This is a genomic window from Rhizobacter sp. AJA081-3 (assembly GCF_017795745.1).
In the GTDB taxonomy this organism is placed as follows: domain Bacteria; phylum Pseudomonadota; class Gammaproteobacteria; order Burkholderiales; family Burkholderiaceae_C; genus Piscinibacter.
The window spans coordinates 4,163,562-4,186,134 of sequence record NZ_CP059067.1 but is presented as its reverse complement, the minus strand read 5'-3'; the positions used below and the strand labels follow the sequence as shown (position 1 = coordinate 4,186,134).

The window sequence follows — 22,573 nt, the reverse complement described above, 5'->3', positions numbered from 1 at the left end:
GTATTGGTACCTGTTCAAGGTTGATTGAGGCGTGGGATCAGGTTCTTGGACTCACAAGTGATCGTCATGGGTTTGCGCGGGGTCACTTGTCACGCCGCCGTCAGCCGCCGAGCGCGGCTGACGCGCCGATGCGTGGCCCGCGCATGGGCCAGCCATCCGCGCCGTTGCCAGCGCGCGGCCATCAGCAGGCCGCGCAGCCACTCGTCGGCCGTGTAGGCAATCCACACGCCGACCAGACCCAGCCCGAAGTGCACGCCGAGCAGCCATGCGCCGCCGGCCATCACCAGCAGCATCGACAGGCTGCCTGCCGCCACCGGGAAGCGCGCGTCGCCGGTGGCGCGCAGGGCATTGATGACGACCAGGTTGAAGACGCGGCCCGGCTCGAGCAGAACGGCGATCCACAGGAGCTTCGAGCCCCACGCCACCACCTGTGCGTCACGGGTGAACAGCGGCAGCGTCCAGGGCGCGCTGAGCGCGGCGGCGAGCGCGCCGAGAGTGCCGACGACCAGCCCCCAGCGCATGCTCCGGTGCACCAGCCGGTCGGCCTCGTGCAGGCGGCCCGCGCCGATCAGGTGGCCGACGAGGATTTCACTGGCAAAGCCGACCGCCACGCCGAACAGCAGCACGAAGTGCTGGATCTGCAGGGTGTAGCTCTGCGCCGCCAGCTCGGGCACGCCCATGCGGGCCGCCATCGCCACGGTGACCATCATCGCCAGGCGCCAGGCGATGTTCTCCGCCGCGCCGGGCAGCCCGATGTGCAGCACCGGCGCGAGCAGTTGATGGCGGATGGCCCACCAGTCGCGACCTGTCGGCACGATGGACAGCCGGCGCTGCCACAGCCACAGGTGCAGCACCAGGCCGAGCGCGCGGCTTGCGGCCAGCGCGATCGCGAAGCCCGGCAGGCCGAGCGCAGGCAGCGGCCCGCTGCCGTCCATCAGCGGCACGCACAGCAGCAGGTGCAGCGCGTGCATCGCCAGCATCACCAGCAGCGTGTCGCGGGCGTGCAGGTGGGCACGCATCACCGCGGCCATGCTGGCGTTGAAGGCGTCCAGCGCCAGCCCGATCGCCAGGTACTGCAGGAAGGGCTGCGCCAGCGGCAGCACCTCGACAGGCGCGTTGAGCAGCCGCAGCAAGCCGCCGGCACCGGTGGCCACGCACAAGCCTGCGCCCAGCCCCAGCCAGCTGCTCGCGCCGAGTGCGGCGCGCGCCGAGGCGTCCGCCCCGGCGCGGTCGCCGGCGCCGAGCTGCTGCGTGATGACCACGCTGACGCCCATGCTGACGATGCGAAACAGCAGGAAGAAGGCCTGCTGCATGTGGTTGGACATCGCATAGGCGCCGGAGGCCGCATCGGACACGCGCGCGGCCAGCGCCAGGCCGGCCAGGCCGACCAGCGTGCCCAGTAGCAGTTCGGCGAACAGCGGCCAGGTGATCGCCACCAGCCCGGGCCGCCCGGCTGCGGCGCGTGATGCGCTCATTCAGATGCGCTCGACCTTGACGGCGGCACGCAGCCAGGCCGGCTGCGCATCGCTGACCACTAGGTCGAGCTCCTGCAGGCTGGCCACGGCGCTGGGCGCCACCACGTCGAGCTTGGTGGCGTCGGTCAGCACGATGCGGCGTGCGGCGCCTTCGACCATGGCGCGCTTGATCGCCGCCTCCTGCGCATCGTGCGCCGTCAGCCCGGCACGCGGATGCAGCGCGCACGCGCCGAGGAAGGCGATGTCGGCGCGGTGCGCGCGCACCGTGGCCAGCGCGGCCTCGCCGACGAAGATGCGCGGCGCCGGCAGCCAGTCGCCGCCGGCGAGCACCAGGCGGATCTGCGGCTCGTCGGACACGGCCAGCGCCACGTCCAGCGAATGGGTGATCACCGTCAAGGGGCGCGGTGCATCGGCGCTCTTGAGCGCCTGCACGAGCGACAGCGTGGTCGTGCCGCCGTCGATGAACAAGGTGTCGTTGGCCTGCACGTGCTGGGCACCGGCCAGCGCGATGGCGCGTTTGGCGCCGGTGAGCACGCCGGCACGTTGCGCGGTGGGCAGCACAGTGGCGTGCAGGGCCACGGCGCCGCCATGGGTCTTCTGCACGAGGCCGCGGGCGGCGAGCTGACGCAGGTCGCGCCGCACCGTGTCTTCGGAGACCGCGTATTCGGCGGCGAGCTGCGCCACCTCCACACGCCCATGCTCCCGCAACGCCTGCGCGATGCGCTGCTGGCGCTCGGCGGCGAAGCGCGGCGGCTCGGCGGGACGGGGTCGGGCGATCACTTCGAGTTTGCTGCTTTGTGCACGAACGTGCAAATTACAGCACAATGCGGCACATGCAGGCAAGCGACTGGCCCCTTCCCGCCGCCGCGCCGGGCTCCGGCGACGCGCTGCGTCCGTGGCACCGGGCGATCCGCGTGCAGTTCTTCGTGCTCGGCGGGGCCATGGGCGCCTGGGGTGCGCAGGTGCCCGCGGTGAAGCAGCAGTACGGCCTGGACGAGCAGTCGCTGTCGGTGGCCCTGCTCGCGGCGGCGGGCGGCGCCGTGCTGTGCCTGCTCACCGCCGGGGCGCTGGTGGCGCGCTTCGGCGTACGCCGCTGCGTGCTGGTGGCCGGGGTGCTGATGTGCGCGGCGCTCGTGGGCGTGCTGCTGTCGAGCCACTACGGCGTGCTGCTGTCGCTGATGCTGCTGCTAGGGGCGGCGAGCGCGTTGTTCGATGTCTCCATCAATTCCGACGGAAACCACCTCGAAGCGCAGGCGCGGCGCAAGGTGATGAGCGGGCTGCACGCCATGTTCAGCCTGGGCGGCATGACCGGGGCGCTCGCGGCCGCCGGTCTCCACCGTGCCGGGCTGCCCGCGCCGGCGCAACTCGCCGGCAGCGCGTTGGTGCTGGTGCCGTTGCTGCTGTGGGCGGCAGCGCGCATGAGTTCGATCCGCTCGGACAGCGAGGAGTCGCCCGCACCCATCGCCTGGCCGCGCGGCGTGCTGCTGTGGATGGGCCTGCTCACCGCGCTGTGCATGGTTGCCGAAGGCTCGATGTACGACTGGAGCGCCTTGTTCGTCCAGCAGGAGCGCCACACTGACGCGGCCACCGGCGCACTCGGCTTCGCCGCCTTCAGCGCCGCGATGGCGATCGGCCGGCTGTTCGGCGACCGCGTGCGCGAACGCCTCAGCTCGACGGCGCTGCTGCGCGCTTCCGGGGCACTGGCCGCGCTGGGCATGGCGCTGGCGCTGACCGTGGCCGCGCCGTGGGCGGCGCTGCTGGGCTTCATGCTCGTCGGCCTGGGCCTGGCCAACGTGGTGCCGGTGCTGTTCGCCGCCGCTGCACAGGTCCCCGGCGTGGCCGCGGCGCATGGCGTGGCCGCGGTGTCGTCGGTGGGGTACCTCGGCTTCATGGTCGGCCCGCCGCTGATCGGCGCGCTGGCGCGCTGGAGCTCGTTGACCACCGCGCTGTGGGCCGTGGCGCTGTTCGCCGTGCTGATGGCGGCGGCGGCGCGTGCGGTACTCAGCCGCACGCGTTGAACTGACTCAATCCTCGAGCTCGGCCTTGGCCATCTCGACGTCCAGCCGCTCCATCGCGTCGGCCGGGTCGAAGGCGGCCGCGTCGGCGTAGAGCTTCTCGGCTTCCTTCATCTTCTTGTCGCCTTCGAGCATGACCAGGCCGTTGGCGTACTCGACCATCGCGATCGCCGAAGCCGGATTCAGCTTGAGTGCGGTTTTGTACATCAGCAGCCCCTGGTCCTTGCTGGCACCCTGCGTGCGGCCGAGCAGCGAGCCGACCTTGTCGATCACCTCGGCGTGGAAGGCGCCCAGCGCGATGTGCGCGTCGGCATGGCGCGGCTGCAGCTTGATGGCGGTTTCCAGCGCCGTCTTCACCTTGCTGCCCAGGCCCTGCGCCAGCGCCTTGGCCACGCTGATGCCCTGGCTGTAACGGCCCAGCGCATAGGCCTGCCAGTAGTACGCGTTCGGGTTCTTCGGATCCTCCGCCTGCTGCGCCTCGGCGCGCTCGGAGACCTCCATGAACATCGCCAGCCGCGTCTTCTCGCTCTTCTCGAGGTAGTTGGCGTAGATGGACATCGCCTTGTTGGCCACCGTGATGCCGGCGCCGCCCGCTTTCAGCCCGGCGTCGTAGGCCTTCTGGAATTCACCGGCATGGAACAGCGCCCAGGCTGCCAGCACCTTGGCGTCGGCGGGCAGCGGCTCGGCGTCGCCGCCGTGCAGTCGCGTCCACTTCTTCTTGAGCGCCGCTGCGTCGTAGGTGTAGTCGGCGGCGTCGTGCGGGAAGGCGGTCCATTTGGCCATGGTCTTGTCTCCTTGGGTGGCAGCGTCAGTTCTTGTTGTAGTGGCCCACCAGCGCGTGCAGGTGCTCGCGCTGCGAAGGCTCGAGGTAGGGGATCAGCAGGCTGAGCACGTGGAAGGCGCCGCGCATCAGCGCCGCGCCGGCCGACTCGGGCTCCAGCGCACGCCGCGGGTCGCGCACGTACTCATAGCTCAGCCAGTAAGTCAGCACCACCGCCATCGCGGTGGCCACGGGTTCGATGTCGCGCGGCTCGATCTTCATCGCGCCGCCGCGCACCAGGCCGGCGATCACCGCCTGGATGGCCTGGTTCTTGTTGCGCAGCACGAACTGGAAATGCGTTTCCAGCCGGCGGTTCTTGCTCAGCAGGTCGTTCAGGTCGCGGTAGAGGAAGCGGTACTGCCAGATCAGCTCGAAGAGCATGTGGAACAGCAGCCAGGCATCCTCGACATTGCGCACCTGGTCGGCGGCCTGCAGCAGCTCGCCGAGCGACTTCTCGTAGCGGTCGAACAGGCTGTTGATCAGCTCGTCCTTGGCCGGGTAGTGGTAGTAGAGGTTGCCGGGGCTGATGTTCAGCTCGGCGGAGATCAGCGTCGTCGAGACGTTCGGCTCGCCGAAGCGGTTGAACAGCTCGAGCGTGACCTCCAGGATGCGTTCGGCCGTGCGGCGCGGTTTTTTGGCTTGCGTGGCCATGGGTGCCTGCGGTGGGTGGCGGGAATCTAGCACCCTTCGCCCGGCGGGCACACGAGCGTCGCCCCTAATGGGCTGCGCCCGGCGGGCCCGAAAGCGCGGCCGGATGGGGCTGCCTACAATCTGCCGCCCATGCCAGCCATTTCCTTCCAGAGCGTCGCCAAGACCTTCAGCGGCGCCCGTGGCGACGTCCACGCCTTGACCGACGTCAGCTTCGACATCCAGGCCGGCGAGTTCTTCGGCCTGCTCGGCCCCAACGGCGCCGGCAAGACCACGCTGATCAGCATCCTCGCCGGCCTGAGCCGCGCCACGCGCGGCCGCGTGACGGTGATGGGCCACGACGTCGTCACCGACTACGCCGCCGCGCGCCGCAGCCTCGGCATCGTGCCGCAGGAGCTGGTGTTCGACCCCTTCTTCAGCGTGCGCGAGGCGCTGCGCATCCAGAGCGGCTACTTCGGCGTGCGCCACAACGACGCCTGGATCGACGAGTTGCTCGCGCACCTGGGCCTGGCCGACAAGGCCGACGCCAACATGCGCCAGCTCTCCGGCGGCATGAAGCGCCGCGTGCTGGTGGCGCAGGCGCTGGTGCACCGCCCGCCGGTGATCGTGCTCGACGAGCCGACCGCGGGTGTGGACGTGGAACTGCGCCAGACGCTGTGGCAGTTTGTCGCGCGGCTGAACAAGGAAGGCCACACGGTGCTGTTGACCACGCACTACCTGGAGGAGGCCGAGGCGCTGTGCGGGCGCATCGCCATGCTCAAGCAGGGCCGCGTGGTGGCGCTGGACCGCACCTCGGCGCTGCTCGCCGGCCGCGCCAGCACGATGCTGCGCTTCAAGATGGACACGCCTGTGCCCGCCTCGCTGGCGGCGCAGTCGCGCGTCACCGGGCGCATCGTGCAGATCAAGGCCCACGACGCCCGTGAAGTCGAGGCCATCCTCGCCACGCTGCGTGAGGCGGGTGGCCAGCCCGAAGACCTGGAGATCGGCCGCGCCGACCTGGAGGACGTGTTCCTCGAGATCATGCAGGGCGTGCCCGAGCAGGTGGCGGCATGAACGGGATTCTCTCGGGCACGCGCACGCTGCTCTACAAGGAAGTGCTGCGCTTCTGGAAGGTCAGCTTTCAGACCGTGGCCGCGCCGGTGCTCACCGCGGTGCTGTACCTGCTGATCTTCGGGCACGTGCTCGAAGACCACGTGAAGGTGTTCGACAGCATCGGCTACACCAGCTTCCTCATCCCCGGCCTGGTGATGATGAGCGTGCTGCAGAACGCTTTCGCGAACAGCAGTTCCTCGCTCATCCAGAGCAAGATCACCGGCAATCTGGTGTTCCTGCTCGTCGCGCCGCTGTCGCACTGGGCCTGGTTCGTGGCCTACGTCGGGGCGTCGATGGTGCGCGGGCTGGTGGTCGGCTCCGGCGTGCTGCTGGTCACGCTGTGGTTCGCGCCGCTGCATGCGGTGGAGCCGTGGTGGATCGTCATCTTCGCGTTCCTGGGCGCCGGCATGCTGGGCTCGCTGGGGCTGATTGCCGGCTTGTGGGCGGAGAAGTTCGATCAGATGGCGGGGTTCCAGAACTTCATCATCATGCCGATGACGTTTCTCTCGGGCGTCTTCTATTCGGTGCATTCGCTGCCTGCCTTCTGGCAGACGGTGAGTCATCTGAATCCGTTTTTCTACATGATCGATGGGTTTCGGCGGGGGTTCTTCGGGGTGAGCGATGTGTCGCCTTGGTTCAGCCTGGCGATCGTCGGGACCAGCTTCTTGATCGTCAGTGGCATTGCGCTGCACTTGCTGCGGACTGGGTACAAGATTCGCCATTGATGCTTGGCGGGGCAGCCCGCCGGTCGCGCCCGGCCGGCGGTAACTTTCATTTGCTGGCCCAAATGAAAGTCACCAAAGCAAAGGGCCTGGAACACGATTCGATCCGTTGTGCTGGCAGCAGACCAGAGGCGGCCTGTGGCCCGATCCGCAGGCTTGCACCACCGAGCGCGTGTTGGACGAGCGATTGGTTCCTTGCGCCTGAGCCTTCAACAACCGAACCCTCTAGCCAGCGGCAGCAGCCAGATCGTATTGAGGCCCTCTTCTTTGGGTCCTTTCTTCTGGGCCAGCAGAAGAAAGGATCTCGCCGGCCGGGCGAGACCGGCGGGCTGCTGCAAGCAGAACCACCCCCCGCGCAGCTAGAATCGAACCCATCATGGCCGACCCGACCCCCGCCGAAGTCCAGCGCTTTATCGCGCAAGGGCTCGCCTGCGAGCATGTCGAGGTCGAGGGCGACGGGCGGCATTTCTTCGCCACCATCGTGTCGGCCGAGTTCGAGGGCGCCAGCCGCGTCAAGCGCCACCAGCGGGTCTACCAGGCCCTGGGCGATAGAATGCGCGAGCAGATCCACGCCCTGTCGATGAAGACGCTGACCCCGGCCGAGTGGGCTTCGCAGCCCGCCACGGCCTCCACCCACCACCACTGATCCACGCCGCAGTGTTCACTGCGGCGCTCGGGCCTGCGCCCAGCGCGGGTCCCGGGAGCCAGGTGGGCATGGGGCACAGCCAGCCATCCTCATGGACAAACTCCTCATCCGCGGCGGTCGCCGGCTCGAAGGTGAAGTCGTCATCTCCGGGGCGAAGAATGCCGCGCTGCCCGAGCTCTGCGCCGCGCTGCTGACCGCCGAGCCGGTCACGCTGACCAACGTGCCGCGCCTGCAGGACGTGAGCACCACGCTCAAGCTGCTGCGCAACATGGGTGCCAAGGCCGAGCGCAGCGAGGCACAGCCCGACACGGTGGCGCTCGACGCCGGCCCGGTCAGCTCGCCCGAGGCGCCGTACGACCTGGTGAAGACGATGCGCGCGTCGATCCTCGTGCTCGGCCCGCTGCTGGCCCGTTTCGGCGAGGCCACCGTCTCGCTGCCTGGCGGCTGCGCCATCGGCGCACGCCCCGTCGACCTGCACCTGATGGCGCTGAAGGCGCTGGGGGCCGAGATCGAACTGGAGGAAGGCTACGTCGAGGCGCGAGCGCCGGGCGGGCTCAAGGGCGCGCGAGATCACCTTCCGACTTTCGTCTCCGTGGGCGGCGACCGAGCACGCTGCTGCTGGCGGCCGTGCTGGCTGACGGCGAGACGGTGCTGAACAACGCCGCGCAGCGAGCCCGAGATCGGTGACCTGGCCGAGCTGCCTGATGGCCATGGGCGCGAAGGTCGAGGGCCTCGATACGAGCAAGACCCTGACCATCCACCGGTGTCGACCGTCGCTGCACGGTGGCGCGGACTGGCCGGTCGATCGCCGGACCGGATCGAGATGGGCACCTATGCCAATGCGCGGCGGCCATGACCGGCGGCGATGTGACCCTGCGCCGGGCAGCCGTGCATGAGCGCCTCGATGACCGCCCTGACCGCCAAGATGCGGGAGGCCGGCGCGATGTCACCGAGACCGACGCCGACTGGCGTGCGGGTCCGGCGGGATCCGGCGCTGGCTCTCAAAGCGCGGTCGAGCTGTCACGCACCAGCGAAGTCTATCCCGGCATTCGCCGACCGATCATGCAGGCGCAGTTCATGGCGCTGAACTGACCACGGCCGAGGGCGAAAGCCGCATCGGTCACCGAAAACGATTTTCGAGAACCGCTTCATGCATGCGCCAACGAGCTGGCGCGGCTGGGCGCCGAACATCGCCGTCGACGGGCGGCGACGGCTGTGGTGACCGGGGTGTGAACGGCCTGCACGGGGCGCCATCGTCATGGCGACCGACCTGCGGGCCTCCGTCAGCCTGGTGATCGCCGGCACTGGTGGCCGACCGACGAGACGACCATCGGCCGCGTGTATCATCTGGATCGCGGGTTCGAGCGGCTGGAGGAGAAGCTGCGCGGCATCGGCGCGGACATCGAGCGCATCAAATGAGCAGCAACATGATCACGCTCGCCCTGTCCAAGGGCCGCATCTTCGACGAGACGCTGCCGCTGCTGAAGGCGGCCGGCATCGAAGTCTCCGAAGACCCGGAGAAAAGCCGCAAGCTCATCATCGGCACCAGCAAGCCGAACGTGCGCATCGTGCTGGTGCGCGCCACCGACGTGCCCACCTACGTGCAGCATGGCGGCGCCGACCTCGGCGTGGTCGGCCGCGACACCCTGCTCGAGCACGGCGGCCAGGGCCTGTACCAGCCGCTGGACCTGCAGATCGCCAAGTGCCGCATGAGCGTGGCCGTGCGCGCCGATTTCGACTACGCCGGCGCGGTCAAGCAGGGCTCGCGCATCCGCGTGGCCACCAAGTACACGCAGATCGCCCGCGATCACTTCGCCAACAAGGGCGTGCATGTCGACCTGATCAAGCTGTACGGCTCGATGGAGCTCGCGCCGCTGACCGGCCTCGCCGACGCGATCGTCGACCTGGTGTCCACCGGCAGCACACTCAAGGCGAATCACCTCGTCGAGGTGGAACAGATCATGCAGATCTCGTCGCGCCTGGTGGTGAACCAGGCCGCGCTGAAGCTCAAGCGAGAGCCGATCCGCGCCATCATCGATGCGTTCGAACGCGCCGTCGGAGCGCCGAAATGACCGTAGCCATCCGCCAGCTCGCCACCACGTCCGCCGACTTCGAGGCCGAGTTCGCGCGGGTGCTGCACTGGTCGGCGGAGACCGATGCGGCGATCGAGCAGCGCGTGGCCGACATCCTGGCCGACGTCGAGAAGCGTGGCGACGCCGCGGTGCTGGAGTACACGCAGCGCTTCGATGGGCTGGCCGCGTCGTCGATGGACCGCCTGGAGATCACGCAGGACGAGTTGAAGGCCGCGCTCGGGCAGATCACGCCGGCCCAGCGCAGCGCGCTCGAAGCCGCCGCCGCCCGCGTGCGCGACTACCACCAGCGCCAGCTCGAGGCCTGCGGGCGCAGCTGGAGCTACCGCGACGCCGACGGCACGCTGCTCGGCCAGAAGGTCACTCCGCTGGACCGCGTGGGCATCTATGTGCCCGGCGGCAAGGCGGCCTACCCGTCCAGCGTGCTGATGAACGCGGTGCCGGCGCACGTGGCCGGTGTCGGCGAGATCATTATGGTCGTGCCCACACCCAAGGGCGAGCGCAATGCGCTGGTGCTCGCCGCCGCGGCGGTGGCCGGCGTGAGCCGCGCCTTCACCATCGGCGGTGCGCAGGCCGTTGCTGCGCTGGCCCACGGCACGGCCACCGTGCCGGCGGTCGACAAGATCACTGGGCCTGGCAATGCCTACGTGGCCAGTGCCAAGCGGCGCGTGTTCGGCAAGGTCGGCATCGACATGATCGCGGGGCCGAGCGAGATCCTCGTGCTGGCCGACGGCAGCACGCCGGCCGACTGGGTGGCGATGGACCTCTTCAGCCAGGCCGAGCACGACGAGCTCGCGCAGAGCATCCTGCTGTGCCCGGATGCCACCTACATTGCGCAGGTGAAGGCGGCAATCGACCGCCTGCTGCCCGGCATGCCGCGCCGGGACGTCATCCGCGCCTCGCTCGAAGGCCGCGGCGCGCTGATCCATACCCGCTCGATGGAGGAGGCCTGCGAGATCAGCAACCGCATCGCGCCGGAGCACCTGGAGGTGTCCAGCCGCGACCCGCACCGCTGGGAGCCGCTGCTCAAGCACGCCGGCGCGATCTTCCTCGGTGCCTACACCAGCGAGAGCCTGGGCGACTACTGCGCCGGGCCGAACCACGTGCTGCCCACCTCGGGGACGGCGCGCTTCAGTTCACCGCTGGGTGTGTACGACTTCCAGAAGCGCAGCAGCCTGATCGAGGTGAGCGAGGCCGGCGCGCAGGTGCTGGGCCCGATCGCTGCCGAGCTGGCCTATGGCGAAGGGCTGCAGGCGCATGCGCAGGCCGCCGAATTCCGGCTGAAGAAGGGCGGTGCGCGATGAGCCTTCAAGATCGCATGCAGCGCGTGATCCGCCAGGACGTGCAGTCGATGCACGCCTATGCGATCCAGCCCAGCGCCGGCTTCGTCAAGCTCGACGCGATGGAGAATCCGTTCCGCCTGCCGCCCGAACTGCAGCGCGAGCTCGGCGAGCGGCTCGGCCGCGTGGCGATCAACCGCTACCCGACGCAGTGCGTGGCCGACGTGATCGCCGCGCTGACCGACCATGTGAAGCCGCCGCCTGGCTGCAAGCTGATGCTGGGCAACGGCTCGGACGAGCTGATCAGCCTGCTCGCGCTGGCCTGCGACGTGCCGGGCAACACCATCCTCGCGCCACTGCCCGGTTTCGTGATGTACGAGATGTCGGCGAAGCTGCAGGGGTTGAAGTTCGTCGGCGTGCCTTTGACGGCGAACTTCGAGCTCGACGAGGCCGCGATGCTCGCCGCCATCGAGCAGCACCGCCCGGCCATCACCTACATCGCCTACCCGAACAACCCGACGGCCAACCTGTTCGACGAGCGCGTGATCGACCGCATCGTCGCGGCAGTGGGCGCGCAGCAGGGACTGGTGGTGTTCGACGAGGCCTACCAGCCGTTTTCGTCGAAGACCTGGATGCAGCGCATGGGGCAACACGAACACGTGCTGGTGATGCGTACGCTGTCCAAGTTCGGCCTGGCCGGCGTGCGCCTGGGCTACATGGCCGGCGCCGCCGCGCTGATCGACGAGATCGACAAGGTGCGGCCGCCCTACAACATCAGCGTGCTCAATGCCGAGGCGACGCTGTTCGCGCTCGAGCATGCCGACGAGTTCGCGCGCCAGGCAGCCATCCTTTGCGAGGAGCGCGCGCGGCTGCAGAGGGCGCTGGCCGCGACGCCCGGCGTGACCGCCTTCCCGAGCGAGGCGAACATGATCCTCGTGCGCGTGCCCGATGCGAAGCGTGCCTTCGAGGGCATGAAGCAGCGCGGCGTGCTCGTCAAGCACATCGCCGGGCTGCACCCGCTGCTGGCGAACTGCCTGCGCCTGACCGTGGGCACGCCGGAGGAGAACACCCTGATGATCGACGCCCTGAAAGCGAGCCTGTGATGAGCGACCGCATTGCCGACGTCACCCGCAACACCAAGGAAACGCAGATCCGCGCGCGGATCAACCTCGACGGCACGGGCGAGGCCAAGCTCGCCACCGGCATCGGCTTCTTCGACCACATGCTCGACCAGATCGCCCGCCACGGGCTGATCGACCTCGACATCGATGCGAAGGGCGACCTGCACATCGACGGCCACCACACCGTGGAAGACGTCGGCATCACGCTGGGCATGGCGGTGGCGCAGGCGGTGGGCGACAAGAAGGGCCTGACGCGCTACGGCCACGCCTACGTGCCGCTGGACGAAGCACTGTCGCGCGTGGTGGTCGATTTCTCCGGCCGCCCGGGACTGCACATGAACGTGCCCTTCAAGAGCGGCATGGTCGGCGGCTTCGACACCCAGCTCACCTACGAGTTCTTCCAGGGCTTCGCCAACCACGCGCTGGTGACGCTGCACATCGACAACCTGAAGGGCGAGAACGCCCACCACCAGGCCGAGACCGTGTTCAAGGCCTTCGGCCGTGCGCTGCGCATGGCGCTGGCGCTGGACCCGCGCTCGGCCGGCGTGATCCCGTCGACGAAGGGCAGCCTGTGATGCTCGAAGCCGCCGCGAGCCCGGCGCCCGGCCGCCCGAAGCCGGGCGAGATCCCCTCGGGGGATCGGTCGCGGTACGCCGCGGCCGAGGGGCTGTCATGAGGGTCGTTGCCGTCGTCGATTACGGCATGGGCAACCTGCGCTCGGTGTCGCAGGCGGTGATGCACGTGGCGCAGGGCGAGGGCGTGGAGGTGATCGTCACCTCCAGACCCGAGGAGGTCTACGCCGCCGAGCGCATCGTGCTGCCGGGCCAGGGCGCGATGCCCGACTGCATGCGCGAGCTGCGCGACTCCGGCCTGCAGGACGCCGTGCTCGACGCCGCCGCGCGCAAGCCGATGATGGGCGTGTGCGTGGGCATGCAGATGCTGCTGTCGCGAAGCGAGGAAGGGCCCACTGACGGGCTGGGCCTCGTTCCCGGCGAGGTCGTGCGCTTCCGGCTCGAGGGTCGGCTGCAGCCCGACGGCAGCCGCTTCAAGGTGCCGCAGATGGGCTGGAACCAGGTCATCCAGGCCCGGCCGCACCCGATCTGGGCGGGCGTGCCCGACAACTCGTACTTCTATTTCGTGCACAGCTTCTATGCGCGGCCGTCGGACCCGCGCCACAGCGTCGGCGAGACGGACTACGGTGGCCGCTTTACCTGCGCGCTGGCGCGCGATAACATTTTTGCCACCCAGTTCCACCCCGAGAAAAGCGCCGAGCACGGCCTCGCGCTGTACCGCAACTTCCTGCACTGGAATCCGTGACGGCTTTCCCCTGCTGATGCGACACCTCCTCGGGTGACCCCCTTCCTCCCCCACCAGCCCCTCGGCCATGCTGCTGATCCCCGCGATTGACCTGAAAGACGGTCGGTGTGTCCGCCTCAAGCAGGGCGACATGAGCGACTCCACCACCTTCGGCGAAGACCCGGCCGCGATGGCGCGACGATGGGTGGACGCCGGCGCGCGGCGTCTGCACCTGGTCGACCTGAACGGCGCCTTCGCCGGCAAGCCGGTCAACGAGAGCGCGATCAAGGCCATCCTGGCCGAAGTGGGCGACGAGATCCCGGTGCAGCTCGGCGGCGGCATCCGCGACCTCGACACCATCGAGCGCTACCTCGACGACGGCCTGAGCTTCATCATCATCGGCACCGCCGCGGTGAAGAACCCCGGTTTCCTGCACGACGCCTGCTCGGCCTTCGGCGGCCACATCATCGTCGGCCTGGACGCCAAGGACGGCAAGGTCGCCACCGACGGCTGGAGCAAGCTGACCGGCCACGAGGTGGTCGACCTGGCGCAGAAGTTCCAGGACTACGGCGTCGAAGGCGTGATCTACACCGACATCGGCCGCGACGGCATGCTCAGCGGCATCAACATCGAGGCCACGGTCAAGCTGGCGCGGGCGCTGACGATTCCCGTGATCGCCTCGGGCGGCCTGTCGAACCTGGCCGACATCGAGAGGCTCTGCGCGGTGGAGTCCGAAGGCATCGAAGGCGTGATCTGCGGCCGTGCCATCTACACGGGCGACCTCGACTTCGCCGCCGGGCAGGCGCGCGCCGACGAGCTGGGCGCGGCCTGATGCTCGCCAAACGCATCATTCCCTGCCTCGACGTCACCGGAGGCCGGGTCGTCAAGGGCGTCAACTTCGTCGAGCTGCGCGATGCCGGCGATCCGGTGGAGATCGCTGCGCGCTACAACGAGCAGGGCGCCGACGAGCTCACCTTCCTCGACATCACCGCCACCAGCGACGGGCGCGACCTGATCCTGCACATCATCGAGGCGGTGGCCTCGCAGGTGTTCATCCCGCTCACGGTAGGCGGCGGCGTGCGCACGGTGGAGGATGTCCGGCGCCTGCTCAACGCCGGCGCCGACAAGGTCAGCTTCAACTCGGCGGCCGTGGCCAACCCGCAGGTGATCCGCGACGCCTCGGCCAAGTACGGCGCGCAGTGCATCGTGGTGGCGATCGACGCCAAGCGGCGCCACGGCGACGACCTGGCCGCGCGCGGCCCGGGCTGGGATGTCTACACGCATGGCGGGCGCAAGAACGTCGGCCTCGACGCGGTCACCTGGGCGAAGCAGATGGCAGGCCTCGGCGCCGGCGAGATCCTGCTGACCAGCATGGACCGCGACGGCACCAAGATCGGCTTCGACCTCGAGCTGACGCGCGCCGTGAGCGACGCGGTGGACGTGCCGGTGATCGCCTCGGGCGGAGTCGGCGCTCTGGAGCACCTGTCCGAAGGCATCCGCGCCGGTGGCGCCGATGCGGTGCTGGCGGCAAGCATCTTCCACTACGGCGAGTTCACCGTCGGCCAGGCCAAGGCGCTGCTCGCGCGCGACGGCATCCCGGTGCGCCTGTGAAGCCCGCCGGTCGGGCGGCACGACCCGCGCTGCCGCGCGAGGTGCGCATCATCGGCGGGCAGTGGAAGCGCAGCAAGCTGCCGGTGGCCGACAGGCCCGGCCTGCGGCCCACGCCCGATCGTGTGCGCGAGACGCTCTTCAACTGGCTGGGCGCCGACCTGTCCGGCTGGCGCTGCCTTGACGCCTTCGCGGGCTCGGGGGCGCTGGGCTTCGAGGCGGCCTCGCGCGGAGCCGATGAGGTCGTGCTGCTGGAGCGCGACCGTCGTCTCGTGGCCAGCCTGAACCAGTCGCGCGAGCGGCTGAAGGCGCAGGCGCTGCGCATCGAGGCGGCCGATGCGCTGTCGTGGATGCCGGGCTGCGCGCCGCAGCGCTTCGAGCTGGTGTTCATCGATCCGCCCTTCGACGCCCAGCTGTTCGACAAGGCGCTCGCGGCCGCCGTGCGGCTTGTCGTGCCCGGCGGTTTCGTCTATCTCGAGGCGGATCGTGCGTTCGGCGAGGCGCAACTCGGGCCCTTGGGCCTGCGCGTTCACCGCCATCTGCACGCCGGCACAGTGCACGCGCACCTGTTACAGGCTGCAAGCGAAGGCTGAGGCGCGGCTACACTGCGGCCGCACAGCATTGCGAGGGGAATGCGCCTTGACCTCCGTCACCCGACTCACCGCGATCTACCCGGGCACCTTCGACCCGATGACGCTCGGCCATGAAGACCTCATGCGCCGGGCGAGCCGCCTGTTCGAGCGGCTCATCCTCGCGGTGGCGGCCGGCCACCACAAACGCACCATGTTCACCATCGCCGAGCGGCTGGAGATCGCCTCCGAGCTGGCGGCCAAGTACCCGAACGTGGAGGTGATGGCCTTCCGCGGCCTGCTGCGCGACTTCGTCGTTGGCCATGGCGGCAAGGTCGTGGTGCGCGGACTTCGCGCCGTCAGCGACTTCGAGTACGAGTTCCAGATGGCGGGCATGAACCGCCAGCTGATGCCCGACGTCGAGACGCTGTTCCTCACGCCCAGCGACCAGTACCAGTTCGTCTCCGGCACCTTCGTGCGCGAGATTGCCACCTTGGGCGGTGATGTCTCCAAGTTCGTGTCACCCTCGGTGCTCGACCGGCTGCGCGACCGCGTGAAGTCGACCGAGCCCTGACCGATCCCGAACCCACCCGCCATGGCCCTGCTCATCACCGACGAATGCATCAACTGCGATGTGTGCGAGCCGGAATGCCCGAACCAGGCGATCTCGATGGGCGCGGAGATCTATGAGATCGACCCGGCCCGCTGCACCGAATGCGTGGGCCACTTCGACGAGCCACAGTGCGTGCAGGTCTGCCCGGTGAGTTGCATCCCGGTGAACCCGGCGTTCGTGGAGTCGAAGGAGACCCTGTGGGCGAAGTACCGGCGGCTTCAACAGGAAGCCGCGCCCGCGGCCAAGTGAGCCCTATTTTCGGCCCGAGGACTTCTTCTTCGCGCCGGGCTCGACCGCCACGAAATCACCATCGGCCTTCGCCTTCCCCTTGACCTTGCCCGTGGCGCGGCCGCCGTCTCGCGCAGGCGCCGAGGCCGCGGTCGACGGGGCGAGCGAGGCGATGGCCGGGCGCGATTTCTGAGCGGCCAGACGCTCGCGTTCCAGGGCCTGCGCAGCCTTGCGTTCGGCCGCAGCCGCGCGTCGGGCTTCGGCCCGCTGCGCGGCGGTGCGTGGGTCGGCCGCCTCCACCAGCGTCCCGCCTGCGCAGGGCACCTGCGAGTAGGTGCCCCCGCCACAGCGGTAGATCGGGCCGGCGGCCTGCGTCATGCCGGCCGAGCTGAGCAACACGAACGCCAGGGCAAAGTGCTTCATGACGAGCTCTCCGGTGTCGGCGGTGCACCCGCCGGGCCTTCGGGGCGCGGCGGCTTCGGGCGCGGTGGCTTGGCGTGGATCTTCATCATCGCGCGCTCCATCTCGCCGGCCAGCAACAGGTCGAGCACGCCGAGAGACTGCTGGATCGACTGCTCGATCGCCTCGCGCTGGTCGGGCGCGGGCTTGCGCAGAACGTAGTTGACGACCTCGGCTTTAACGCCGGGGTGGCCGATGCCCAGGCGCAGCCGCCAGTAGTCGGGGCTGCCCAGCTGCGCGTGGATGTCCTTCAGGCCGTTGTGGCCGGCGTGGCTGCCGCCGAGTTTGAGCTTGACCTGGCCGGGCAGCAGGTCGAGCTCGTCGTGCGCGACGAGGATCTCTTCCGGCGCGATCTTGAAGAAGCGCGCCAGCGCCGCGACCGACTTGCCCGACAGGTTCATGAAGGTCATCGGCTCGAGCAGCCACAGCGGGCCGCCAGCGGTGCTGGCGCGCGCGGCCAGCCCGAAGTAGCTGCGCTCGGGCTGCAGCGACACCTTCAGCTTGCGCGCGACCTCGTCGATGAACCAGAACCCGGCGTTGTGCCGCGTCGCTTCGTATTCGGCGCCCGGGTTGCCCAGGCCGACCAGCAATCGGATCATGCGGCGGATTATCCGTGGCGTGCAGGCATAAAAAAGCCCCGGCGAGCCGGGGCGAGTGCGGCGACGGGCGGCTGCGTGCAGCCGCTCGTGCAAACCGTCACTTCTTGTTCTGCTTCTCGTCCTTCTTGGGCTTGCCGGCCGCGGCCGGCGCAGCGGCCACCACGGGAGCGGCGGCGACCTCTTCCTCGGCCGTCAGCATCGACACCGACACGATCACCGGGTCCTTCTTGCCGTGCGTGACGACCTTGATGCCGTCGGCCAGCTTCAGGTCGCTGACGTGCAGCGACTGGCCGCGGGCCAGGTTGCTCAGGTCGACCGTCAGGAACTCCGGCAGCTGCGAGGCCAGGCACTGGATCTGCACGTCGGTGACGACGTGGTTGACCAGGCACTTGTCGGTCTTCACCGCCGGCGAGTTCTCTTCGTTGACGAAGTGCAGCGGCACCTTCTTCGAGACCTTGGTGGTGGCATCGACACGCTGGAAGTCGATGTGCAGCACGATGGGGCGGAAGGCGTGCATCTGGTAGTCGCGCAGGATGACCTGCTCCGACTTGCCGGCCAGTTCCATCTCGAGCACCGTCGAGTGGAAGGCTTCCTTCTTCAGCGCGAAGAACAGCGCGTTGTGATCGAGCTCGATCATGGCGGGCGTGCCGGCACCGTAGACGATGCCGGGCACCTTTTGCGCATTGCGCAGGCGGCGGCTCGCTCCGGTCCCCTGCAGCTTGCGCTCGTAAGCGACGAATTTCATGTTGACTCCAAACGTTGAGAAGCCCCGCGACCAGGTGCTTCAAAGATTGGGGCCGCGAGGCCCCACCACCGAAAAGGGGTTGCCGACGGCAACCCCGCTCTCGTTCCTAGAAATTAGAGTTCTGCTCCGCGAACAGCGAGGTGACCGACTCGCCGTCGGAGATGCGGCGGATGGTCTCCGCGAACAGGAAGGCCACCGACAGCTGGCGCACCTTGGCGCTGTTACGGCCGGGTTCGCTCAGCGGAATGGTGTTGGTGATCACGACCTCGTCGAGCGCCGAGGACTTGATGCGTTCGATCGCCGGGCCGGAAAACACCGCGTGCGTGCAATACGCGTAGACGCTCATCGCGCCGCGCTCCTTGAGCACCTCGGCCGCCTTCACCAGCGTGCCGGCGGTGTCGATCATGTCGTCCATGATCACGCAGTTGCGGCCCTCGATGTCGCCGATGACGTGCATCACTTCGGAGACGTTGGCCTTCGGGCGGCGCTTGTCGATGATGGCCAGGTCGCAGCCGAGCTGCTTGGCCAGCGCGCGCGCGCGCACCACGCCGCCGACGTCGGGCGAGACCACCACCAGGTTGTCGTAGCGCTTGGAATGCAGGTCGGCCAGCAGCACCGGCGAGGCGTAGATGTTGTCGACCGGGATGTTGAAGAAACCCTGGATCTGGTCGGCGTGCAGGTCCATCGTCAACAGGCGCTCGACGCCCACGGCTTCGAGCATGTTGGCCACCACCTTGGCGCTGATCGGCACGCGGGTGGATCGCGGCCGACGGTCCTGCCGGGCATAACCGAAGTAGGGGATGACCGCCGTGACGCGCCGGGCCGAAGCGCGCTTGAGCGCGTCGACCATGATGCACAGCTCCATCAGGTTCTCGTTGGTCGGCGCGCAGGTGGGCTGCACCACGAAGATGTCGCGGGCGCGCACGTTCTGCTCGATCTCGATGTCGACCTCGCCATCGGAAAAGCGGCCCACCTTGGCCTTGCCGAGCTCGATGCCGAGATGGCCGGCGATCTCTTGCGCAAGCGCCGGATTGGCGTTGCCGGTGAACAGCACGGTGTTGAACAGCACGATGGCTCCGTCAGGTCTTGCCGGGCTCGTTGCGCACCGGGGTTCCGGGTTCTCTCGATCCGTCAGCAGGTTTGGCAGGGGAGGAAGGACTCGAACCCTCGCATGTCGGAATCAAAATCCGATGCCTTGACCAACTTGGCGACTCCCCTACACAGGTCCGTCGCTTTCGCGCGAACCGCAACTTGTCTCAGTCCGGGGCCCATCCGACGAGCGGATGCTGCTCCAGGCTGCGGCACATTCGCCCCACCCACCCCGGCGGAAGATCCGCCGGCATCGCCGCCGTGGGTACGGCCCCTGTGCCTGCTCTGGCAAACACCGCGCTGCCCGATCCCGTCATGCGTGCGTTGCCGAAACAACGCTCCATCAGGGCCAGGGCCCGGGTGACGTCTGCACAGTGCGCTTCGGCGGGCGGCTGCAAGTCGTTGCGGCCAAACCCTTCGAGCACACGGCGTACGCTGCCGGCCGTGTCTGCAAGAAAGCCCGCAAGTATAACAGCATCGGTATCTCTCACGAGCAGCTGGCTGCCGAAGATCGCACGTGTCTCGATGGCCGCAAGCGGCTTGAGCACGGCCAGCCACGTCGGTGGTACCGGCAATGGCGTGAGTTGCTCGCCGATGCCCTCGACGAAGGCGTTGTGGCCGCCGATGAAGAAGGGCACGTCGGCGCCGAGCGTCAGGCCGAGCGCCATCAGGCGCGGCCGGGGCCAATCCAGCCCCCATAGCCGGTTCAGTGCCAGCAATGTGCTGGCGGCGTCCGAACTGCCGCCGCCCATGCCGGCGCCCCACGGCACCTGCTTGTCGATGGAGATGTCGGCGCCGAGTGCCGTGCCGCTCGCGGATTGCAGCAGCCGGGCGGCACGCAGGCACAGGTCGTCGGCGGGCAGCGCCGGGCCGAGGTCGTGGCGGGCGAGCCGTCCGTCGGTGCGGCGCTCGAAGTGCAGCGTATCGCACCAGTCGGTCAGCACGAAGACCGACTGCAGCAGGTGGTAGCCGTCGTCTCGCCGGCCGATCACGTGCAGGAACAGGTTCAGTTTGGCCGGAGCGGCCACATCGAACAGGCTGAGCAGGGCCACCGGATTCAGCTCCGGTCGAGCTTGACGCGTACCGTCACGGCAGGCAGCTGCTCGCGCACGGCCACGATGGTGTCGTCGGCGAAGCGCGCCAGATCGACGGCCCAGCCGAGCTGGCGAAAACCAGGCGCTGCGAGCGCATGCGTGGCGCCCGGCCACGGCCGCCCGTGCAACCAATCGAACAGCGCGGCCACCGGCAGGCTCTCGCCGAGCACCTCGCGCGTGAGATCGTCCAGGCTGGCATAGGGCGTCTCGCCTTGGGGCGTGATCAGCACGACGCGGCCAGGCGACCAGCGCGCCTGCGCCAGCACCGTGCCCAGTGGCGAAGTCAGGTTCAGGCGGCCCGCTTCGGGCGCACCCTGCAGTTCGAATGCGGCCACCACCGATCGTGGCTCCTCGCCGCCGAAAGCGTCGACGCGCACGGCGAGTCGGCCGGCCAGCGTTTCGCCCGCGGGCGGCCGGGTGTCGGTGGGCACCGAGGCGCAAGCCGCCAGCAGCACCGCGAGCAGCGGCGCCAGCGTGGCTGCCCGACGCTTCACAGGTCCACCCGCAACCGGGCGAGCGTCTCCCGCAGCACGTCGTTGGCGCTGTCGCGATTGCGCGCCTCGCGCCACACGCGGCGGGCTTCGTCCTGCAGGCCCGACACCCACAGCACCTCGCCGAGGTGGGCGGCGATCTCCGGATCGGGCCGCGACTGGTAGGCACCGCGCAGCAAGCGCAAGGCCTCCGCGCGGTTGCCCAGACGGTACTCGACCCAGCCGAGGCTGTCGGTGATGAAGGGTTCGCCCGGGCTGAGCTCGAGAGCCTTCTGGATCAGCTGCTTGGCCTCGGGCAGGCGCTGATTGCGCTCGGCCAGCGAGTAGCCCAGCGCGTTGTAGGCATGGTGGTGGTCGGGCTTGAGCTCGATGACCTTGCGAAGCAGCCGCTCCATCTCTTCCAGCCGATTCAACTTCTCGGCCATCATCGACTGCTCGTAGAGCAGATCGACGTCGCCGGGGAACTGCTGATTGGCCTGGGTGAGTACGGCGTTCGCGTCCTTCCAGAGCTTCACGTCGCGCAGTACCTGCGCTTCGGCGAGCAGCTTGGCGCGCGCGTCGGAAGGTGTCTTCTCCGGCGTCAGGCGAATCAGCTCGCGGGCTTCCTTGATCTTGCCCTGGCGCGCCAGCAGCGAGGCGCGCCGGGTTTGCACTTCGAGCGCGCGTTGCGGGTTGTCGACCTTGGCGAGCCAGCCCTCGGCACCTTTGAAGTCGCGTTGCTGCTCGGCCGCCTGCGCGAGAAGCAACCAGGCCTGCGTGCGGCCCTGCTCGGCGGCCGAAGCCGGCGGCGTCGCTTCGTCGTCATCCTCGTCGTCGGCCGCGGCTGCCGCGGCGGTGGGCGACGCCTCCAGCTTCTGCAGGTAGGTCTTGAGCGCGGCGGTGGCTTCCGCAGGGTGGCGCAGTTCCACGTGCAGCGCTCCGAGCGTCAGCCAGGGTGGTGCCATGTCGGGCGCGATGCGCGTGACGCTCTCCAGCTGTGAAGTGGCGTCGCCGTAGCGCTGCGAGCTGGTCAGCACACGCACGTAACTCAGCCGCACCGCATGGCTGTCGGGCTTGGCCTTCAGGTGCGAGGCGACGATGGCCTCCGCCTGCGGCGAGGTGGGTACGAGGCCGACCGCGAGCAGTGCTGCCGATTCGCTGTTCGGGTCGTCGGCGTGGGCCCGTTGCAGCAGGGCGAGGGCCTTGGCGGTGTCGGGCACGCCCAGCCAGGCCCGGGCCAGACCCACACGCGAAGACGTGCGCGTGGCGGGTGCATCCAGCCAACCCTGCAGTGCGCGCTCGACGATTTCCGCCGATTGCACCTTGTCGGTGGCCCGCGCGAAGAAGCCGGGCATCGACTGGATCAGCGCAGGGCGGTCCGCGGCGGCCGTGAGCTGGATCAGCGAGCGCAGCGGCTCGACCGATTCGCCTGTGCGGTTCAGCGCCACGAGCAACTGGATCAGGTAGCGGTGCGCCTCCACCGAAGTCGGAATCGTGGTGCGCCAGGCCATCACGGCGGCCAGCGCCTGATCGCCCGCGCGGGCCTGCAGAGCGATGTCGGTAGCGCGCCGGAACAACTGCTCGTCGCGCGTGCGCCGGGCGGCGTCCAGCACGACCTGGTAGGCCGTGCCGGCGTCACCGTCGCGCAGTTCGATCTCGCCGATCAGCAGCTGATAGAAGAGCTGCGCATCGAGTGCGGAGTTGTCGACGGGCGACTTGGTCGCCGGCGTCTGGGCAGAAGCCGGCCCCCCGAAGCACAGCAGCGCGGCCAGCAGGGCACCGAGCAGCGGACGGCCCGGTCGGAACGAAGGGAAAGACATCGTCGAAAGCTCCTGGAGGCGCAAATTCATTCTAGTGGCGGGGCCGATACCCTGCGATCCACCTGCGCCGCGAT

The 22,573-nt window shown here is 68.9% G+C and carries 25 protein-coding genes, 1 tRNA gene and 1 pseudogene; 15 read left to right on the top strand and 12 right to left on the bottom strand.

The window, feature by feature from the left end; genetic code table 11:
• Nucleotides 1-89: 89 nt before the first annotated feature.
• Nucleotides 90-1,475 (bottom strand): MATE family efflux transporter, encoded by a 1,386-nt coding sequence (locus HZ992_RS19825; protein ID WP_209383533.1) that lies wholly within the window; start codon nt 1,473-1,475, stop codon nt 90-92.
• Nucleotides 1,476-2,255, bottom strand: a complete 780-nt coding sequence (locus HZ992_RS19820) for a DeoR/GlpR family DNA-binding transcription regulator (protein WP_209383532.1) — start codon at nt 2,253-2,255, stop codon at nt 1,476-1,478.
• Between the two features lie 53 nt (nt 2,256-2,308).
• Between HZ992_RS19820 and HZ992_RS19815 the strand changes: the two genes are divergently transcribed.
• Entirely contained in the window at nt 2,309-3,493 is a 1,185-nt protein-coding gene (locus tag HZ992_RS19815; RefSeq protein ID WP_209383531.1) for an MFS transporter, read from the top strand.
• A 6-nt stretch (nt 3,494-3,499) separates the two neighbouring features.
• Here HZ992_RS19815 and HZ992_RS19810 read toward each other — a convergent pair whose 3' ends face one another.
• Both HZ992_RS19810 and HZ992_RS19805 read right to left on the bottom strand, forming a co-directional pair.
• Nucleotides 3,500-4,273, bottom strand: a complete 774-nt coding sequence (locus tag HZ992_RS19810; protein WP_209383530.1) for a hypothetical protein — start codon at nt 4,271-4,273, stop codon at nt 3,500-3,502.
• A 25-nt stretch (nt 4,274-4,298) separates the two neighbouring features.
• The gene (locus HZ992_RS19805; RefSeq protein ID WP_209383529.1) at nt 4,299-4,961 is read right to left on the bottom strand and encodes a TetR/AcrR family transcriptional regulator; all 663 of its coding nucleotides are present in this window, start codon (nt 4,959-4,961) and stop codon (nt 4,299-4,301) included.
• Between the two features lie 129 nt (nt 4,962-5,090).
• Here HZ992_RS19805 and HZ992_RS19800 point away from each other — a divergent pair, with 129 nt between their 5' ends.
• From HZ992_RS19800 to HZ992_RS19735, 14 genes and pseudogenes are all read left to right on the top strand, one after another.
• Complete coding sequence (locus HZ992_RS19800; protein ID WP_209383528.1) at nt 5,091-6,011, top strand: ABC transporter ATP-binding protein; 921 nt, start codon at nt 5,091-5,093, stop codon at nt 6,009-6,011.
• Entirely contained in the window at nt 6,008-6,775 is a 768-nt protein-coding gene (locus HZ992_RS19795) for an ABC transporter permease (RefSeq protein WP_209383527.1), read from the top strand. The genes HZ992_RS19800 and HZ992_RS19795 overlap by 4 nt, the downstream gene beginning before the upstream one ends.
• A gap of 373 nt (nt 6,776-7,148) precedes the next feature.
• Nucleotides 7,149-7,418 (top strand): BolA family protein, encoded by a 270-nt coding sequence (locus HZ992_RS19790; RefSeq protein WP_209383526.1) that lies wholly within the window; start codon nt 7,149-7,151, stop codon nt 7,416-7,418.
• 91 nt (nt 7,419-7,509) lie between these two features.
• Nucleotides 7,510-8,837: pseudogene (murA, locus tag HZ992_RS19785) on the top strand (UDP-N-acetylglucosamine 1-carboxyvinyltransferase).
• 8 nt (nt 8,838-8,845) lie between these two features.
• Nucleotides 8,846-9,490, top strand: a complete 645-nt coding sequence (gene hisG, locus HZ992_RS19780) for an ATP phosphoribosyltransferase (protein WP_209383525.1) — start codon at nt 8,846-8,848, stop codon at nt 9,488-9,490.
• Nucleotides 9,487-10,812 carry a histidinol dehydrogenase gene (gene hisD, locus HZ992_RS19775; RefSeq protein ID WP_209383524.1) on the top strand — a complete coding sequence of 442 codons (1,326 nt, stop codon included), beginning with the start codon at nt 9,487-9,489 and terminating at the stop codon, nt 10,810-10,812. Before hisG ends, hisD begins: the two co-directional genes overlap by 4 nt.
• On the top strand, nt 10,809-11,891 hold the full coding sequence (gene hisC, locus HZ992_RS19770) for a histidinol-phosphate transaminase (RefSeq protein ID WP_209383523.1): 1,083 nt from the start codon (nt 10,809-10,811) through the stop codon (nt 11,889-11,891). Before hisD ends, hisC begins: the two co-directional genes overlap by 4 nt.
• The gene (hisB, locus tag HZ992_RS19765) at nt 11,891-12,484 is read left to right on the top strand and encodes an imidazoleglycerol-phosphate dehydratase HisB (protein WP_209383522.1); all 594 of its coding nucleotides are present in this window, start codon (nt 11,891-11,893) and stop codon (nt 12,482-12,484) included. The genes hisC and hisB overlap by 1 nt, the downstream gene beginning before the upstream one ends.
• A 97-nt stretch (nt 12,485-12,581) precedes the next feature.
• Nucleotides 12,582-13,226, top strand: a complete 645-nt coding sequence (gene hisH, locus HZ992_RS19760) for an imidazole glycerol phosphate synthase subunit HisH (RefSeq protein ID WP_209383521.1) — start codon at nt 12,582-12,584, stop codon at nt 13,224-13,226.
• A 67-nt stretch (nt 13,227-13,293) separates the two neighbouring features.
• Nucleotides 13,294-14,037, top strand: a complete 744-nt coding sequence (gene hisA, locus HZ992_RS19755) for a 1-(5-phosphoribosyl)-5-[(5-phosphoribosylamino)methylideneamino]imidazole-4-carboxamide isomerase (protein WP_209383520.1) — start codon at nt 13,294-13,296, stop codon at nt 14,035-14,037.
• On the top strand, nt 14,037-14,816 hold the full coding sequence (hisF, locus tag HZ992_RS19750; protein ID WP_209383519.1) for an imidazole glycerol phosphate synthase subunit HisF: 780 nt from the start codon (nt 14,037-14,039) through the stop codon (nt 14,814-14,816). The genes hisA and hisF overlap by 1 nt, the downstream gene beginning before the upstream one ends.
• Entirely contained in the window at nt 14,813-15,406 is a 594-nt protein-coding gene (rsmD, locus tag HZ992_RS19745) for a 16S rRNA (guanine(966)-N(2))-methyltransferase RsmD (protein WP_245213130.1), read from the top strand. Before hisF ends, rsmD begins: the two co-directional genes overlap by 4 nt.
• A 46-nt stretch (nt 15,407-15,452) precedes the next feature.
• Complete coding sequence (coaD, locus tag HZ992_RS19740) at nt 15,453-15,956, top strand: pantetheine-phosphate adenylyltransferase (protein ID WP_209383518.1); 504 nt, start codon at nt 15,453-15,455, stop codon at nt 15,954-15,956.
• 21 nt (nt 15,957-15,977) lie between these two features.
• Nucleotides 15,978-16,244, top strand: coding sequence for a YfhL family 4Fe-4S dicluster ferredoxin (locus tag HZ992_RS19735; RefSeq protein WP_209383517.1), 267 nt, complete (start codon nt 15,978-15,980; stop codon nt 16,242-16,244).
• Between the two features lie 3 nt (nt 16,245-16,247).
• Here the strand turns inward: HZ992_RS19735 and HZ992_RS19730 are convergent, their stop codons facing one another.
• The 8 genes from HZ992_RS19730 to HZ992_RS19695 form a co-directional block, all read right to left on the bottom strand.
• Nucleotides 16,248-16,646, bottom strand: coding sequence for a hypothetical protein (locus HZ992_RS19730; RefSeq protein ID WP_209383516.1), 399 nt, complete (start codon nt 16,644-16,646; stop codon nt 16,248-16,250).
• Nucleotides 16,643-17,281: an aminoacyl-tRNA hydrolase gene (gene pth, locus HZ992_RS19725; RefSeq protein WP_209383515.1), complete on the bottom strand. Its 639-nt coding sequence runs from the start codon at nt 17,279-17,281 to the stop codon at nt 16,643-16,645. Before pth ends, HZ992_RS19730 begins: the two co-directional genes overlap by 4 nt.
• A gap of 97 nt (nt 17,282-17,378) precedes the next feature.
• On the bottom strand, nt 17,379-18,026 hold the full coding sequence (locus HZ992_RS19720; protein ID WP_209383514.1) for a 50S ribosomal protein L25/general stress protein Ctc: 648 nt from the start codon (nt 18,024-18,026) through the stop codon (nt 17,379-17,381).
• Nucleotides 18,027-18,132: 106 nt separating this feature from the next.
• Nucleotides 18,133-19,095 (bottom strand): ribose-phosphate pyrophosphokinase, encoded by a 963-nt coding sequence (locus HZ992_RS19715; protein ID WP_305848835.1) that lies wholly within the window; start codon nt 19,093-19,095, stop codon nt 18,133-18,135.
• 72 nt (nt 19,096-19,167) lie between these two features.
• A tRNA-Gln gene (locus tag HZ992_RS19710) sits at nt 19,168-19,244 on the bottom strand.
• A gap of 38 nt (nt 19,245-19,282) precedes the next feature.
• Entirely contained in the window at nt 19,283-20,167 is an 885-nt protein-coding gene (gene ispE, locus HZ992_RS19705; protein WP_209383513.1) for a 4-(cytidine 5'-diphospho)-2-C-methyl-D-erythritol kinase, read from the bottom strand.
• Between the two features lie 5 nt (nt 20,168-20,172).
• Nucleotides 20,173-20,703: an outer membrane lipoprotein LolB gene (locus tag HZ992_RS19700; RefSeq protein WP_209383512.1), complete on the bottom strand. Its 531-nt coding sequence runs from the start codon at nt 20,701-20,703 to the stop codon at nt 20,173-20,175.
• Entirely contained in the window at nt 20,700-22,499 is a 1,800-nt protein-coding gene (locus HZ992_RS19695) for a tetratricopeptide repeat protein (protein WP_209383511.1), read from the bottom strand. Before HZ992_RS19695 ends, HZ992_RS19700 begins: the two co-directional genes overlap by 4 nt.
• Nucleotides 22,500-22,573 lie beyond the last annotated feature (74 nt).

Excerpts from the sequence above, each read along its gene's own strand:
- HZ992_RS19815 (WP_209383531.1), top strand. The coding sequence starts at position 2,309 with ATGCAGGCAAGCGACTGGCCCCTTCCCGCCGCCGCGCCGGGCTCCGGC.
- hisG (WP_209383525.1), top strand. The coding sequence starts at position 8,846 with ATGATCACGCTCGCCCTGTCCAAGGGCCGCATCTTCGACGAGACGCTG.
- HZ992_RS19825 (WP_209383533.1), bottom strand. The coding sequence starts at position 1,475 with ATGAGCGCATCACGCGCCGCAGCCGGGCGGCCCGGGCTGGTGGCGATC.
- hisH (WP_209383521.1), top strand. The coding sequence starts at position 12,582 with ATGAGGGTCGTTGCCGTCGTCGATTACGGCATGGGCAACCTGCGCTCG.
- HZ992_RS19795 (WP_209383527.1), top strand. The coding sequence starts at position 6,008 with ATGAACGGGATTCTCTCGGGCACGCGCACGCTGCTCTACAAGGAAGTG.
- hisC (WP_209383523.1), top strand. The coding sequence starts at position 10,809 with ATGAGCCTTCAAGATCGCATGCAGCGCGTGATCCGCCAGGACGTGCAG.
- HZ992_RS19720 (WP_209383514.1), bottom strand. The coding sequence starts at position 18,026 with ATGAAATTCGTCGCTTACGAGCGCAAGCTGCAGGGGACCGGAGCGAGC.
- hisA (WP_209383520.1), top strand. The coding sequence starts at position 13,294 with ATGCTGCTGATCCCCGCGATTGACCTGAAAGACGGTCGGTGTGTCCGC.
- HZ992_RS19695 (WP_209383511.1), bottom strand. The coding sequence starts at position 22,499 with ATGTCTTTCCCTTCGTTCCGACCGGGCCGTCCGCTGCTCGGTGCCCTG.
- HZ992_RS19735 (WP_209383517.1), top strand. The coding sequence starts at position 15,978 with ATGGCCCTGCTCATCACCGACGAATGCATCAACTGCGATGTGTGCGAG.
- hisB (WP_209383522.1), top strand. The coding sequence starts at position 11,891 with ATGAGCGACCGCATTGCCGACGTCACCCGCAACACCAAGGAAACGCAG.
- pth (WP_209383515.1), bottom strand. The coding sequence starts at position 17,281 with ATGATCCGATTGCTGGTCGGCCTGGGCAACCCGGGCGCCGAATACGAA.
- HZ992_RS19805 (WP_209383529.1), bottom strand. The coding sequence starts at position 4,961 with ATGGCCACGCAAGCCAAAAAACCGCGCCGCACGGCCGAACGCATCCTG.
- hisF (WP_209383519.1), top strand. The coding sequence starts at position 14,037 with ATGCTCGCCAAACGCATCATTCCCTGCCTCGACGTCACCGGAGGCCGG.
- HZ992_RS19730 (WP_209383516.1), bottom strand. The coding sequence starts at position 16,646 with ATGAAGCACTTTGCCCTGGCGTTCGTGTTGCTCAGCTCGGCCGGCATG.
- HZ992_RS19790 (WP_209383526.1), top strand. The coding sequence starts at position 7,149 with ATGGCCGACCCGACCCCCGCCGAAGTCCAGCGCTTTATCGCGCAAGGG.
- hisD (WP_209383524.1), top strand. The coding sequence starts at position 9,487 with ATGACCGTAGCCATCCGCCAGCTCGCCACCACGTCCGCCGACTTCGAG.
- HZ992_RS19810 (WP_209383530.1), bottom strand. The coding sequence starts at position 4,273 with ATGGCCAAATGGACCGCCTTCCCGCACGACGCCGCCGACTACACCTAC.
- HZ992_RS19800 (WP_209383528.1), top strand. The coding sequence starts at position 5,091 with ATGCCAGCCATTTCCTTCCAGAGCGTCGCCAAGACCTTCAGCGGCGCC.